Source organism: Oxynema aestuarii AP17, assembly GCF_012295525.1.
Lineage (GTDB): Bacteria > Cyanobacteriota > Cyanobacteriia > Cyanobacteriales > Laspinemataceae > Oxynema > Oxynema aestuarii.
This window is the reverse complement of record NZ_CP051167.1, coordinates 1,794,709-1,808,846: the sequence shown is the minus strand read 5'-3', so window position 1 is coordinate 1,808,846 and position 14,138 is coordinate 1,794,709. Positions and strand designations below refer to the sequence as shown.

Here is a 14,138-nt window from a genome sequence, read left to right as displayed (position 1 = left end):
TTATACTCGATTCAAACATTTTTAGCGACGGCACGATCGCCCCCGTGGGGTGGCATCGGGATAAAAGGTCACAATAGCGTTGCGACTTTTCACAAAAACGGCGGGGTAGGATGTTCCGGTTTCGCGATCGCGCACCGAAAGTAAACAAGCTCCCTCCGCACTGCCCTGCCGTTTGAACGCCCGGGTCACTTCCACGAGCATTTCTTCCGCATTCGTGAGATACGGATATCCCTTGAGATCGTCGGCGATCTCCCGATCGCCCAGGCGAACTAACACCCCTAAAGTATAAATTGCCCCCGGGACGACTTCTTCCCGGCGGGCATTGTTTGGTAAGCGTCCGGCAATGGCGAGATCTTGCAGTTCCCAATAGCGTCCGACAAAATGCAAGCCTCCAATCCGGTTATTTCCTTCAATTTCACCGCAAAAAATATGCTCGAAGCCGTGGCGATCGAACCAAATATCGGTTAAATCTTCCAAAAACTGAGTATTACTGCCGCGATCGCCCCTTAACGCACCGCCGACCGCATCCTTCACCCTTGCCAACACCTGTGGATGTTGGCGCATCAAATATTGGAACTGTTCTCTCGATACCCGACTTCCCAACGGACCGCAAGTGTCGAGAACGGCGCGGTCAAAGGCATTCAAAACAGGTGGAACGGGGGTGATATCGACCGGGCGTTCTCTGGGAAAGCTAACCTCGACCGGGTTAGTCTGGCGATCGAAAAAGGGCGCGAGGCGATCGCCCCTCGTCCCCGCGAAGCTGCTGCACGCGGTGAACACTACGACGAAAAAGAGGGCCGAACTGGCGATAAATCGGGCAATAGAGGGGTTCATAACCGGAAACCGAATCGGGACTTGGAGGGGATGCGCCCTCGAACCAAGGCTCGGGGACTGCGCTAGGATCGAATTAAAAACAATGGCATTATAAAATTTTCAAGTCGATTCGCTCGAACAGTTGTATTGCATTGTAATATACACAGATGCTTAAATCTACGCTAATTACAGGGTCTATTATACTGGCGATTATCTATGTCGCTTTCGGGGATAAAATCGAATTCCTCCCCGAAAAGATGCAGACGACGAGTTTGCAAACGCGCACGAGTATTACCAAGTTTGCTCAAGGATTGGTTCCCGGTTGGGCGAAGAAAAATCCCAACGAACGCACGGAAAAAGAGATCGAAGAACAGTTACAGCAAGGCGGCGGCGAACCTGCTAACTAACTCTATTAGATTCGGAAAAGGGCAAAAAAGGCCGATCGCCCCTTCCAGAAGATCTCTTGGAAAACAGTAGGTAATTTATTTAGGGCATAGGGCAAACCATGCTATGGGTGGCGGGCAAGATGCCCGCCCTACGGACTTCTCATTATTGCTGGAGGTTCCGACGGTGAAGCCACGTACCTCTAAAACTCTTTCGTTTTTGGCAGTTATTTTAGGATTCGCGTTTATCGCTTGGGGCGATCGCATTTTGCCGGAACCGATGAAAACGGTCAGTTTCCGAACGCGAACGACTATCGAACGGTTCTTGTTAGGAATGACGCCGGATTGGAACCCGGAAAATCCCAACGAGCGCACGGAAAAAGCGATTGAGGAAGAATTGAATAGGAATTGAAGAAATTAATTGGCGATCGCCTATTTTGGAGCTAAAAAGGCGGGCAAGATGCCCGCACCTCAGTAGGGTTGGATTCGACAGGCGGGCCAGATGCCCGCGCTACGGTTTATTTCTTTTTCAACCAGCTAAACATGGCGCGCAAGTCTTTCCCGACTTCCTCGATAGGATGTTCGGCTTCCTGACGGCGCATAGCCGTAAACCCGGGTTTGCCTGCTTGATTTTCTAACACGAAATCGCGGGCAAATTGGCCGGATTGGATTTCCGAGAGGATTTTACGCATTTCGGCGCGGGTGGCGTCGGTGACGATGCGAGGACCGCGCGTGTAGTCGCCGTATTCGGCAGTATTGGAAATGCTATCGCGCATGGTAGCCAGACCGCCTTCGACGATTAAATCGACGATCAGTTTGACTTCGTGGAGGCATTCAAAATAGGCCAATTCGGGCTGATATCCGGCGTTGACGAGGGTTTCAAAGCCAGCCTTGATTAAGGCACTCAGACCGCCACAGAGTACGGCTTGTTCGCCGAACAGGTCGGTTTCGGTTTCTTCGCGGAAGGTAGTTTCGAGGATTCCGGCACGAGTACCGCCGATTCCTTTAGCGTAAGCCATCGCGCGATCGCGGGCTTGTCCGGTGGCATCTTGATAGACGGCAAACAAGCAGGGAACCCCTTCGCCTTGTTCGTAGGTGCGGCGGACCAGGTGACCGGGGCCTTTGGGGGCGACCATCACCACGTCTACATTAGCGGGGGGAACGACTTGTCCGAAGTGGATGTTAAAGCCGTGGGCGAAGGAAAGGACTTTGCCTTCGGTCAGATGGGGGGCGATTTCGTTGGTGTAGACGGTTTTTTGTACTTCGTCCGGCAGCAGGATCATAATCCAGTCGGCGGCTTTAGCGGCGTCGGCGACGCTGTGGACGGCTAAACCTGCCGCTTTGGCTTTCTCGGCGGATTTGCTGCCCGGATATAGCCCGACAATGACGTTCATGCCGCTATCTTTGAGGTTGAGGGCGTGGGCGTGACCTTGGGAACCGTAACCGACGATCGCGATCGTTTTTCCGGCTAAAAGGTCTAAATTGGCATCGGCGTCGTAGTACATGCGGGCCATAATCGGCGTCTCCTTCCAGGAAGCATCGTAAAGATATTGCAAACTCCGTATTGTATCAAACAAGGGGACGCCTCCCAAGGGGCGATCGCCCGCATCTTGTCCATAGCCGTCAGAAGGTTCCGAGAGCGGCTAGAATAACAAAACTGCGTCAGTGGTGTTGACCGTGACTCATAACTGGGCGAATCGACAGCAGCAACAAGCCAAACGAGCCGTTCACTCGTTCGGGAGTGATAATTACTACCACTTGCTCGGGCTGACCAGTTCGGCGTCGGCGTCGGACATCCGGCGAGCTTACCGCGAATTGAGCAAGCGCTATCACCCGGACACGAGCGAGTTACCGATTGAAATCGCCAAAGAGAAATTTCAAAAAGTCAAGGAAGCCTATGCGACTTTGAACGACCCGCAACAGCGAGGGATCTACGATCGCCAATTACAAGCCCGCCACTGGCAGCAGCTCTATCGTCCGCCCGTCAGTCGCGATTGGGGGCGATCGCACGGCGGCGGCGGAGATCGGCCCCGACCGTCGTCGGCGTACTTAGACCCCACCGACCGCCCCCTCTCCGCCGGGGAACTGTTCGCCTTATTCATTTTAGGGATTACCTTTCTCGGCTGTCTGTTACTGGCGATCGCCATCGGTCTGACCCGAGGCGAAATCGCCTTAGAACCGACCTCGGCGCCGACGGCGATCGAGCATTCGATCGAACGGGGGTCCTCCTCCGATCCGGCGATCGCGCGATCGCGGCCCTCCCCTTAACCCTCCGATCCATACCATCTGCGAACCTTCATGACTTTGCCTTCCTCCGATACCCCCTTGTACAACCATCCCCTGCCCGAAATCGAGCAATGGCTCAAAAATTGCGGTTGTCAGCAAGACGACACCGAACTGCATCGATGGTACGTCGAGCAGCCCCAATGGAAAGCCGAACTCAGTCTCGACATCGATCGCCTGATCGTGCGCTATCTCAGTGCGGGAGCCTCGGGCGAAGATATCGAACGCGCCTTTAAATATTCCCTCAGCCGCGAGGACATCGAACAAGCAATCTTTGCTGGACCGTAACCCGAACCCTTTCAGAGTTTGCCAAAACGGCGGTGGCGTTGCTGGTAAACTTGCAAAGCACGATGGAACGCCTGACGGTCGAAATCCGGCCAGAGCGTATCGGTAATGTAAAATTCCGAATACGCCACCTGCCAAAGCAAGAAATTACTAATTCGCATCTCCCCACTGGTTCGGATCAGCAAATCCGGATCCCCCAAATGGGAAGTATAGAGATGGCGCTCGAATACAGCCTCGTCGATCGCCTCCGGATCGAGCCGACCGTCGCGCACCTGTTCGGCGATCGCCCGACACGCTTGGACAATTTCCTGACGTCCGCCGTAGTTCGTGGCGATCGTAAACTTAATCTGCTCGTTGTCCTTCGTCGCCGCCGTCGAGCGCTCGATTTCCTCCTGTAGCGACTGCGGTAGCGCCTCCAAATTGCCCACAAAATGAATCTGGACGTTTTCCTCCATCATCTCCTTGAGTTCCTGGCGCAACATCCGCTCGAACAACGTCATCAAAAAATTGACCTCTTCGAGGGGACGTCCCCAGTTCTCGCTGGAAAACGCATAAACGGTGAGGGCTTCGATCCCCCAATCCTTACAGCAACGCAATAAGTCCTTGAGCGCGTCCACTCCCCGACGATGACCCATAATCCGAGGCATTCCCCGTCTTTGCGCCCAACGCCCGTTGCCATCCATAATTACGGCTACATGTTTGGGCAGTCGCTCTCGGTCGAGGTCGGGAGGTAGCTGTTTTAAAGGAGTTGGCTTGGTAATCATTTTTTCTCTCGGGAAGCCGATGATGGAAGACGGAGCAAACGAGAAATCAGTGCCGCACCCCGAGTACCCAGTTTGCGACTGAGCGTTCGCAGGTCCGGTGCAACGGGTTCTCGCTCCACCGTTTGCGAGAATCGAGATTGCAGTAGTTCTTTGAGTTTACTGCTCGTTAGGGGTCGATTCAGGACGCCCCGTTCCGCCAAAGAAATCGATCCGGTTTCTTCAGAAACAACGACACATATACAATTTTCAACCCGTTCGGTAATGCCCATCGCCGCTCGGTGCCGCGTTCCCAGTTGCCGCGAAGCGCTCCGTTCCGACAAAGGTAAAATCACCCCTGCCGCCACAATTCGAGACGCTCGAATCAACAGCGCTCCGTCATGCAACAGCGTAGACGTTTGAAAGATAGACTGCAACAACTCCTTAGACACTTCCGCATTCAATTTAACCCCGGGAACGGAAAAATCTCGCTCGTCAATCGGCCCGCTCGTTTCTAAAATCATCAGTGCTCCCGTGCGGTTTTGCGAAAGTTCCTTCACCGCATCGACAATTTCATCGATCGTGCTGTCCGGTTTGGGAATCGTCTGTCGGTACGGTTGAAACAGCAGCTTAAAATCTCCTTTACCCAACTGTTCGAGAAACCGACGAAATTCGGATTGCAAAATCACCGCCATCGCCACGGCGGAGCCGATCACCAAATTATTCAAAACAAACTTGAGTAAATTGAGCTCTAGAGTCGCGCTCAGCGCTGCCGCCACCATTAACAGGATAAACCCGCGCACCATCCACAACGTCCGCCGCTCGCCGATGATCGCCAATACCATATAACTGAGCGCCAGCACGAGAATGATATCGATCGGATCTTTGAGCCATTGTTTCCAAATTTCCCCGAGGCGAAGCAACAAGGATTGAATCCAGCTTGGGTCGATCGGCAATTGGTTCCACAAATATCCCATGTGCTCGCTCATGAACCTTGCGCTTCTACATTGGAAGATTAGCTAGCTGGGTCATCCAGCCGCCGATAGAGTAAGCGGTTAACACCGTAGGCTGGGGGTTGACGCCGAACCGATCGCCCTCAACCCCCGGTCGGTGGGGAAGGGCGAACCCTCCCCGGCTTTGGTGCCGTTACACGCCGGAGCGCATCAAGCGTTCGGGGAGCCGATCTTGTCGAATTAAGTCTTCGTAAGTCTCGCGCTGCAAGATCGTATTGGCTTCGCCATCGCGGACTAAAACGGCTGCCGGACGGCCTACCCGATTGTAGTTCGAGGCCATGCTGTAATTGTAGGCGCCCGTTCCCATGACCACGAGAATATCGCCGGGTTGAGGTTCGGGAAGCAAGGCTTCGCCAATCAAGATATCGCCGGACTCGCAGTGCTTACCCGCTATGGTAACAGTCCGATCGCTGGCGGCGGAGAGCCGATTGGCGATCGCGGCGCGATAGGACGATTGATAGGTAATCGGACGGGGATTGTCGGACATCCCGCCATCGACGGACACGTAGGTGCGGATCTGCGGGATCGTCTTGATCGCCCCGACGGTATAGGCACTCACGCAAGCCGGGCCGACGAGCGATCGCCCCGGTTCGCACAACAGTTTCGGCAAGGCCACCTGTCGCGCCTGACAGGCTTCGGCGACGCTGGTTGCAATCAATTTCACCCACTCGTCAATACTCGGCGGATCGTCGGCTTCGGTGTAGCGAATTCCCAAGCCGCCACCGACGTTGAGTTCTTCCACGGGTAAGCCGCACTGGCGCGCTTTGGCCACCCAATCCACCAACACCCCGGCCAAATCTCGATGGGGTTGCAATTCAAAAATCTGGGAGCCGATATGGGCGTGCAAGCCGATACACTTGAGGTTCCCTTGAGCTTTGACAAACTCGAACACCGCGTCGAGATCGTCGGGATCGAAGCCGAACTTGCTGTCGAGATGTCCGGTGCGGATGTACTCGTGGGTGTGACATTCAATCCCGGGGGTAAACCGCAACATCAGACGCTGGGGTTGGCTCCCGTCCCCGTCGCGGGTCAACTCGGCCAGGTGGTGCAAGTCTTGCCAGTTGTCGGCGACGATGGTGCAGCCGACGGCGATCGCAAATTTGAGTTCGTCTCGGGATTTGTTGTTGCCGTGCAAATAAATCTTCTGCGGGCTGACTCCCGCACGGATCGCGGTGTAGAGTTCGCCTCCGGTCACTACGTCCACCCCGAGTCCTTCGCGATCGACGATCGCGCAAATCGCCAAACAACTCCAGGCTTTCGACGCATACAACACCTGGGATTCTCCGGGATAATAAGCGGTGAGGGCGTCGCGATACTGACGGCAGGCGGTTCGTAATGTCTCTTCGTCGAGAATGTACAATGGCGACCCAAAACGCTCGACGAGCATCGTCACGTCACAACCCCCGATTTCCAGGCGATCGCTCTCGTTGGCCCGGGCGCTCAACGGCAGCAACGACTGATTCGGAGAAAGGGGTTCACCTGTAGAAGGAGCTTCCGGTAGATACTGACGTCCGCAATTGTCAACGGCACGGGGATAAGTTGAGACCATATTCAATGACTTGTCTTGAGTTAGGTGAGGAGCATGATTGTTTCTCGTTTCCCAGTTTACAATTGCGCCTCGTGCTTTCTTTGTTTAACCTACGATTTCTCTCCCCCTCAACGGCGATCGCCCTCCCCGCCCTCGGTCGCCTCCTCAAGCGTAAAATACGATCGTCCCTCTCGCGATCGCCGATCTCGTGGCTGTTTTAGAACTCCAACCCCTCTGTGAAAACCTCCTGCCTGCCGTGGTCGCCCTCGACCGACTCGCTTTAGGCGGGCTGTGGACCCTCGAAGGCTACGCGCGAGAACTCGACAGCCCCAACAGCGATTTATTGGTCCTGCGCGCCGCGCCGACCCCGGAGCGTCCGGAACCGCCTCCCCTGGTCGGACTCGCCTGTTTGTGGTCGATCCTCGAAGAAGCCCACATCACCTTACTGGCGATCGATCCCCACTATCGCCGTCAGGGATTCGGCCAAACCCTACTCTACGCTTTACTCGATCGCGCCTGGAAACGCCAACTGGAATGGGCTACCCTCGAAGTCCGCTTTTCCAATCGAGCCGCCTTGAGCCTCTATCAACAATTCGGCTTCACTCAAGTGGGAATCCGGCGCGGCTATTACAAAGAAACCGGGGAAGATGCCCGCATTTTGTGGCGTTCCGGCTTAAAACAACCGGATTTTCCCGACACCCTCGCCCAGTGGCAATCCCAGATCCACGATCGCCTCGCGCGATCGCACTGGTCTTTATCCCTCCCGGACGACCTTTGAACCCGATCCCCGATGGCCTACGTAAACTTTCCCGAATTCCGATTCCAATTTCAAGGCTTATTGTTATAATCAAAATGGATTTTTCCATCAAAAGTTTAAGCGTAGAGCGATCGCGATCTACCCAGTCAAACGATAAAAAATCAGCTACTTTTTAGCAAATTTTACCCTCATTGCTCGCTCGCACTTTTCTACTTCGTCCCATTCGTCAATTTCCTGGACTATCCCTCCAGGTCAGTTGAAGGAGTTGAGAGCATGACTAAATTATTCACCCTGCTGTTAACCGTAACCAGCGTTACCTTTTTAGGAGCGCGGGTCCTCTCGGCGGAAGTGGCCGATCGCCCTTCTTCCCATCCCGCAAGACCTCCCGTACCGGATGCCGCCAAAGTTTACGACAGTTTGAGACACGTATTAGCCCAAACCGAACCCGCAGAAAATAACGAAGACCTCGAAAAAGGATTGGCCGATTTTGATTGGGAATTGCCCAATCAAAACCCCCAACGACAATTTAGTTACAGTTTGGGATCGCCCATCCAATTAATCTCCCCCAATAGCGAATCGGAAGATGGCATTCAGCTCAATGTCGATCTGACCCGCTTGGAAAAATTAGAAACTACACCCGTCGAAACCGAAACCGAGGAATAACTGAGGGCGATCGCCCGAGCCCCTAAGCGATTAGTTGTTGCAAATCGTCCCGGAGAATCGCTAATAACTGTTGTCGGTTCACTTCACAGCCGACAAACGCATTCGCCTGCAATTTTGCCCCATGTCGCCTGTCGATAAACGTATATCCGGCACTGTAACGCCCTTCCGTCTCGATCCGCACCTCGGCGCGCCGAAACTTGAGTGTTTCCGGATAAAACAAGTAGGCGACCGTCACCGCATCGTGAACTAAAAAGCCCTCGATCCCCGCCGTTTCGCGGTAACGCAACGCCGTCTCGGTCATGAACTCGCACAAGCGATCCACAAACACGGCGATCGCACTCTCCGGCGCCCGCGATCGCATCTCCCGGGCCGTCTGCCGTCGGAAAATCAACTCCTGGGTCACGTCGAGGGGCAACACCACCAAATTCGCCCCACTCTCTAAAACGGACTGCGCCGCTTGCGGGTCATACGCCGCATTGAACTCCGCCAACGGCGTCACGTTGCCCTGGCGTTCAAACGCCCCCAACATCAACACCACTTCTTTAGCCAATTTGAGAATCCCCGGTCGTTTTGCCTCCGCCGCCGCCAAATTGCTCAACGGCGCCAAACCGACAACCGTAATCTCCCCCGGCGACTGAGTGAGGGCGTCGATAATTGTATCGTCTGCACTCGGCGCCGTTTGCCAATCCCGGCGGGACGCAGGCAGGGTGGCGGACAGATCCCCCATCCCGTCGGCGCCGTGAATGTGACGGGCATCTGGGAGGATCCCAGGGGGATCGGCCACGGCCCGGGCAACTTCGACCCCCGCACAACCGCCCAGTTGCAGGAGTTGACAGGCGCTGGTAAAGGTTCGCGACCCGTTGACGTTGCCTTGGGCCGTGGTGACGGCGACCAGTTCGGCGAGTCCTTGACGGACCAGACTTTGCAACCACAGTAAGGCTATGGCATCGTCGCCGCCGGGGTCGGTATCGACGAGTAGTTTGCGGAGGGGAAGGGAGGACATGGAGAGAGAATCGGAGATCGCGATCATGCGGACACCAAGCCCAGTTTGAGGGCTTTAACGATCGCCTGGGTGCGACTGGTGACCCCGAGTTTCTCGAAAATGGAGGTTAAATGGGCTTTGACCGTGGCGACGGTCACGTAAAGGTTTTGGGCGATCGCCTCGTTGGAGGCCCCTTGGACCAGCCAGTGTAAAACTTCTTGTTCGCGTTCGGTCAGGTGGAGGGATTGGGCCGCTTGCAAGCAGCGTCCGGCGTAGAAGTGGAACATCCGAAAAAAACTGGTCGCGACGTCGGGATCGAGGTAAATGCGATCGTCGATTACCGTGGAAATCGCCTCGCACAACTGATTCGCCAAACGGTCTTTAAAGACGTAACCGCGCGCCCCCGCCTGCATGGCGCGAAATACCCATTCATCTTCGTGATGGGCCGACAAAACCAAGATTTTACCGGAATAACCCCGTTCGCGGAAGCGAATTAAGGCTGAAATCCCGTCTTCGTGAGGGAGTTCTAAGTCGAGTAAGACTAAGGATTGATGTTGTTCTTTGGTTAATTTGAGGGCTTGATCGACACAAGCCGCTTCGCCGACGACGTTAAATTTTAATTTTCCATTGCTATAGAATTCTAAAAGAGTTCGCAATCCTTGACGAAAAATTGGGTCGTCATCGACCAACAAAATCGAGATTAACTGATGGGTACTCATAGAAGGAAACCTCTATTCGGCGAGTTCGGAACGGGTGGGCGAAACCGAATCGCGATCGCCGAAGTGATGCAGCTACTCAGAAATCGGTAAGGTAAAGGAAAATCTAGCGCCTCCTTCGGGCAGGTTTTCGCCCCAAATTGTCCCGCCATGTTTTAAGATGGCGCTTTTAGCGATATTTAGACCCCATCCGGTACCCCCTTGACGGCGGGAGTAAGAGGGCGTGAAAATTTGTTTGAGGTCTTGGGCGGACAGTCCGCAGCCGCGATCGGCTACGGTGACTAAGACTTCATTGTGAAAGACGCGCCAGTTCCAAGTAATGGTTTGGCGATCGGGACTGAATTCAATGGCATTACCGAGTAAGTTTTCAATGGCTTGTTGAATTTGCCAGCGATCGATTTTTAACCGTAAAGTCGTGTTGGGATAGGCGATCGTTAAGTGTTTTTTTTCCCAGTGAGATCGCAATCTGTCGATTTGCTCGACTAAGATTTCGCGCAAATCGTACAGTTGAGTTTCCCGACGATCGCGGGGTTCTAAAGGCAGCAGATGGGTTAAGTGAAGGCTTAAATCTGTAACTATTTGACGGGCGATCGTGGCTTGTTGTTTATAAGCTTCTTCGGTCAATCCCAAGCAAAGATTTTCTAGGTAAAGAGCAATGGTGCCGAGGGAATGTCGGATTTGATGTTCTCCTCGGTGGAGGGCGCGATCGCACGCTTTCCTTTCCTGGTGCAACTGATTGTTTTCCCAGGATAGAGTTAAATAATCATCTAGAAATTGAGCGCGTTGTTCTAAGTGGTTCTGCTCTTGTGCAGAAAGGGGTAGCTGGGCTAATAAGAGTAAATACTCATCATCGTGAGGTGTTCGAGTAAAAAGATATAAATAAACCGTTGGAGAATGAGGGCGCGATCGCCCGCGATCGGCGATCGGTTCCGTTCGGGGGTCATACTCCCCAAAGGGATAAAATTGCGGCTCCTTTAATTCGCTCAACTGACCGCGAGGCAAGCGATCGCCGCCAGGGAGCCGACCTTCTAGAGCCGAACGATATTGGGGGGGACCGTCGGGGCGATCGTTGCCAAGATAACGAATCGACTCGCGCGCGAAGCCTTCCCCATTTCGATAATGGATTGCGGCGGCCTCAACGGGCAAGAGACTGGCAATCTGGTTGAGTTCTCTTTGTAAAACGGTGTAATTTTTCCCCAATCTCTCCTGGGGGGAATAACAGATAGTAGATCCGGGTAAATCTAAATCGGTGTAAGAGGGTTTCATTTTAAAATTTATTAACTAGGCGTGCCTCGGAACAAACTGGCAAACGAGGCTCAAGCTGGCACCTCGATCGAATTTGCCAATGTCGTTAAAACCTCGAAGGAAGCCGATGCGATTCGGCTCGTTACCTTCTGGCCGTCGGTTCGACAGTATTACTGTAACCTCCGCTCTGTCTTGTCCAAATTAATAACACACAATTTTTAAAGTCTCGACCAAAGTCTAATAAACCCTAGAGGTAGCGCTGACTAATCTAGATCCCGTACAGCCCAAAAACCCACAGCGATGATTCCTGCTGTTGCTCAGACTCTGGCAGAAATCCTGGCGGGCGGGACTTCCCTCATCGACATCGAATCCATCGATCTCAATCACCCGAGCATCGATCGCCCCGGCGGTCCGAGGCTGAACCTTTACTGTTACAACCTCTGGCAAAGTCAGCACGAGCCGTCTGCCGAGTTCTCGCGTAGTGACACCTCGGACGTTCGCGGAGCGTCTCCGAAGGAGAATCGCGATTCGACCATTTGGTTTGACGTATCGTTTTTAGTCACGGCATGGGACCACACTGCCCTCGGGGAACAGCGCCTGCTTTCAGAAGCATTGACTCGACTCCTCTCCTACCGCTTCGTCCCGGAAGACCTTCTCGAACCGTCCTTGCGAGGTCACGGTGAGTTACAGATGAGAATTTGTGTGGGTGGGGCGATCGATACGGCGTCCCTTTGGCGTGCATTGGGTGTTCCGCTACGGCCTGCCTTGTACGTCACGATCGCCGTCCCCGCGATCGTCGAGCCGCAATCTAGCCCAGGGCGATCGCTGTCCCTCACCCCCAGTCCCTAGGGTTCCAATTTGGGCTGAAACTCTCGTCAATTCAATACCAGATGGAGGACTATCCCTCATGGCATTAGATTATTTTGCCCCTGGCGTATACGTCGAAGAAGTCGATCGCGGCAGTCGCCCCATCGAAGGGGTGAGCATGAGCGTCGCCGGATTTGTCGGCTTCACCGAAGACGTGCGCGGGGACGCCGAACTGTTCAAACCGATGATGGTGACCAACTGGAACCAGTACCTCGAACTATTTGGCAAACCCGGGTCCGACGGCTTCACCGATTTCGACGCCTACCTCCCCTTCGCCGTCAACGGCTGGTTCCTCAACGGCGGCGGTCGCTGCTGGGTCACCAGCATCGGCACCCAACTCCCCGGATCGGAATCGCCCCCCCCGGAGGAAACCGGGCTGAAAATTTTCACCTCCGGTAACCGTCCCTCCTTGCGCTTCAACCTCAAACTCCCGGAAGCCGAAGGAGAAGCCCCCGCCTTACCCTCCGGAGACGGACGCATCCAGATCGTCATCCTCGAAAGCGAACCGAAACCCCTCCCCGACGACGCCCCCGAAGATGCCGAACCGCCCTTAAATAACGGGGAATATTTCAGCGTTGCAGTCACTCAAGGCGATCGCGAACTCGAACGCTACGACCACCTGACCATGAATCCGGAACCGGAAACCGAGGTCGCCGATTACGTCGTTACCGCCTTGCAAGAGTCCGAATACGTCGAGATCGCCGACCTCTCCCAAGCCGGACAACCCCTCTCGCGCCGTCCCACCAACGGACTCTACGAAGTCGTTCCCCCGCCTTACATCGCCCAACCCGAGCGCTTCCCCCGGGACCTCCAAGGACAACGGGACGATCGCACCGGAATGCAAGGCATTTTCGAGATCGACGAAGTCTCCACGATCGCCTGTCCCGACCTCATGCGCGCCTATCAAGCCGGATTGCTCGATATCGACCAAATCCACGGCGTCATGGAAATGATGGTCAGCATGTGTGAAAATGCCTCCCCCAGTCCGCCCTATCGCATGGTCGTCCTCGATCCCCCTCCGGTCAAACCCGGAAAAGGCATGGATCCGGTACTTCCCGAGCAGCAAAAACCCCAAGATGTCGCCCAGTGGCTGAGCGCCTTCAACCGCCGCTCGATGTTTGCCGCCCTTTACTATCCCTGGATTAAAGTCGCCAACCCCCGCAATGCAGGCAGACCGATTAGCGTACCCCCTTGCGGCCACATGATGGGCATCTGGTGCCGCACGGACGAGTCTCGCGGCGTCTTCAAAGCTCCCGCCAACGAAACCCCGCGCGGCGTCATCGGACTGGCATACGATACCAACATGCGCGAGCAAGAACTGCTCAACCCCCTCGGGATTAACTGCATCCGCAACTTCGCCACCTACAACCGAGGCTATAAAGTCTGGGGCGCGCGCACCTTGGTCGAACCGGACAATATCCAATGGCGCTATATCAGCGTCCGCCGCTTGATCAGCTATATCGAGCGATCGATCGAAATGGGGACCCAGTGGGTCGTGTTCGAACCCAACGATATGGACTTGTGGGAACGGGTCAAACGTACCGTCAGCAACTTCTTAGAAGGACTGTGGCGTGCGGGTGCCTTGTTCGGCGGTTCCCCGGCGGAAGCGTTTTACGTCAAATGCGACGCCGACCTCAATACTCACGAAACGATGATGAAAGGGCGCCTCTATATCGAAGTGGGCGTCTGTCCGGTGCGTCCGGCGGAATTCGTGATTTTCCGCGTCAGCCAGTGGGCGCCGAATCAATAGGCGATCGTCCGGCGCCCGTCCCCACGGCTCGGGATCGATTCCCCTCCCCCTCTCCCCCCGGATTGGAGGTGGGGAAGCGTCATCCAATCCGGGCGCCTTTCCCCCCTTTCAAC

At 54.8% G+C, this 14,138-nt stretch carries 17 protein-coding genes; 9 read left to right on the top strand and 8 right to left on the bottom strand.

Features of this window, described 5'->3' with window-relative positions; translation table 11 throughout:
- Nucleotides 1-21: 21 nt before the first annotated feature.
- On the bottom strand, nucleotides 22-834 hold the full coding sequence (locus HCG48_RS07340; RefSeq protein WP_168568567.1) for an EndoU domain-containing protein: 813 nt from the start codon (nucleotides 832-834) through the stop codon (nucleotides 22-24).
- Nucleotides 835-1,070: 236 nt separating this feature from the next.
- Here HCG48_RS07340 and HCG48_RS25900 point away from each other — a divergent pair, with 236 nt between their 5' ends.
- Together HCG48_RS25900 and HCG48_RS07330 are read left to right on the top strand one after the other, a co-directional pair.
- Entirely contained in the window at nucleotides 1,071-1,220 is a 150-nt protein-coding gene (locus tag HCG48_RS25900; protein WP_234488482.1) for a hypothetical protein, read from the top strand.
- Between the two features lie 163 nt (nucleotides 1,221-1,383).
- The gene (locus tag HCG48_RS07330; protein WP_210437302.1) at nucleotides 1,384-1,608 is read left to right on the top strand and encodes a hypothetical protein; all 225 of its coding nucleotides are present in this window, start codon (nucleotides 1,384-1,386) and stop codon (nucleotides 1,606-1,608) included.
- A gap of 106 nt (nucleotides 1,609-1,714) precedes the next feature.
- On the opposite strand, the gene ilvC is transcribed toward HCG48_RS07330, so the two are convergent.
- The gene (gene ilvC / locus HCG48_RS07325) at nucleotides 1,715-2,710 is read right to left on the bottom strand and encodes a ketol-acid reductoisomerase (protein ID WP_168571790.1); all 996 of its coding nucleotides are present in this window, start codon (nucleotides 2,708-2,710) and stop codon (nucleotides 1,715-1,717) included.
- A gap of 154 nt (nucleotides 2,711-2,864) precedes the next feature.
- Between ilvC and HCG48_RS07320 the strand changes: the two genes are divergently transcribed.
- The gene (locus HCG48_RS07320) at nucleotides 2,865-3,464 is read left to right on the top strand and encodes a J domain-containing protein (RefSeq protein WP_246259957.1); all 600 of its coding nucleotides are present in this window, start codon (nucleotides 2,865-2,867) and stop codon (nucleotides 3,462-3,464) included.
- A gap of 30 nt (nucleotides 3,465-3,494) precedes the next feature.
- Nucleotides 3,495-3,767, top strand: a complete 273-nt coding sequence (locus HCG48_RS07315) for a DUF3143 domain-containing protein (protein ID WP_168568565.1) — start codon at nucleotides 3,495-3,497, stop codon at nucleotides 3,765-3,767.
- 11 nt (nucleotides 3,768-3,778) lie between these two features.
- Here the strand turns inward: HCG48_RS07315 and uppS are convergent, their stop codons facing one another.
- The 3 genes from uppS to lysA form a co-directional block, all read right to left on the bottom strand.
- Nucleotides 3,779-4,528, bottom strand: coding sequence for an undecaprenyl pyrophosphate synthase (gene uppS / locus HCG48_RS07310; RefSeq protein WP_168568564.1), 750 nt, complete (start codon nucleotides 4,526-4,528; stop codon nucleotides 3,779-3,781).
- Nucleotides 4,525-5,493, bottom strand: coding sequence for a diadenylate cyclase CdaA (cdaA, locus tag HCG48_RS07305; protein ID WP_246259955.1), 969 nt, complete (start codon nucleotides 5,491-5,493; stop codon nucleotides 4,525-4,527). Before cdaA ends, uppS begins: the two co-directional genes overlap by 4 nt.
- Nucleotides 5,494-5,650: 157 nt before the next feature.
- Complete coding sequence (lysA, locus tag HCG48_RS07300) at nucleotides 5,651-7,066, bottom strand: diaminopimelate decarboxylase (RefSeq protein ID WP_168571787.1); 1,416 nt, start codon at nucleotides 7,064-7,066, stop codon at nucleotides 5,651-5,653.
- 5 nt (nucleotides 7,067-7,071) lie between these two features.
- On the opposite strand from lysA, the gene HCG48_RS07295 reads away from it, so the two are divergent.
- The 3 genes from HCG48_RS07295 to HCG48_RS07285 all read left to right on the top strand — a co-directional run bounded on the left by HCG48_RS07295 (nucleotide 7,072) and on the right by HCG48_RS07285 (nucleotide 8,465).
- On the top strand, nucleotides 7,072-7,266 hold the full coding sequence (locus HCG48_RS07295) for a hypothetical protein (RefSeq protein WP_168568563.1): 195 nt from the start codon (nucleotides 7,072-7,074) through the stop codon (nucleotides 7,264-7,266).
- Nucleotides 7,254-7,823: a ribosomal protein S18-alanine N-acetyltransferase gene (rimI, locus tag HCG48_RS07290; RefSeq protein WP_168568562.1), complete on the top strand. Its 570-nt coding sequence runs from the start codon at nucleotides 7,254-7,256 to the stop codon at nucleotides 7,821-7,823. The genes HCG48_RS07295 and rimI overlap by 13 nt, the downstream gene beginning before the upstream one ends.
- A gap of 252 nt (nucleotides 7,824-8,075) precedes the next feature.
- Nucleotides 8,076-8,465 carry a hypothetical protein gene (locus HCG48_RS07285; protein ID WP_168568561.1) on the top strand — a complete coding sequence of 130 codons (390 nt, stop codon included), beginning with the start codon at nucleotides 8,076-8,078 and terminating at the stop codon, nucleotides 8,463-8,465.
- A gap of 22 nt (nucleotides 8,466-8,487) precedes the next feature.
- Here the strand turns inward: HCG48_RS07285 and HCG48_RS07280 are convergent, their stop codons facing one another.
- The 3 genes from HCG48_RS07280 to HCG48_RS07270 form a co-directional block, all read right to left on the bottom strand.
- Complete coding sequence (locus tag HCG48_RS07280; protein WP_168568560.1) at nucleotides 8,488-9,468, bottom strand: nucleoside hydrolase; 981 nt, start codon at nucleotides 9,466-9,468, stop codon at nucleotides 8,488-8,490.
- Between the two features lie 23 nt (nucleotides 9,469-9,491).
- A complete protein-coding gene (locus HCG48_RS07275; protein WP_168568559.1) occupies nucleotides 9,492-10,166 on the bottom strand; it encodes a response regulator in 675 nt (224 codons plus the stop codon).
- A 72-nt stretch (nucleotides 10,167-10,238) separates the two neighbouring features.
- Nucleotides 10,239-11,429, bottom strand: coding sequence for a sensor histidine kinase (locus HCG48_RS07270; RefSeq protein WP_168568558.1), 1,191 nt, complete (start codon nucleotides 11,427-11,429; stop codon nucleotides 10,239-10,241).
- Between the two features lie 279 nt (nucleotides 11,430-11,708).
- Between HCG48_RS07270 and HCG48_RS07265 the strand changes: the two genes are divergently transcribed.
- The gene (locus tag HCG48_RS07265) at nucleotides 11,709-12,257 is read left to right on the top strand and encodes a Pvc16 family protein (protein ID WP_168568557.1); all 549 of its coding nucleotides are present in this window, start codon (nucleotides 11,709-11,711) and stop codon (nucleotides 12,255-12,257) included.
- A 58-nt stretch (nucleotides 12,258-12,315) separates the two neighbouring features.
- Nucleotides 12,316-14,025: a phage tail sheath family protein gene (locus tag HCG48_RS07260; RefSeq protein WP_168568556.1), complete on the top strand. Its 1,710-nt coding sequence runs from the start codon at nucleotides 12,316-12,318 to the stop codon at nucleotides 14,023-14,025.
- Nucleotides 14,026-14,138: the final 113 nt, after the last annotated feature.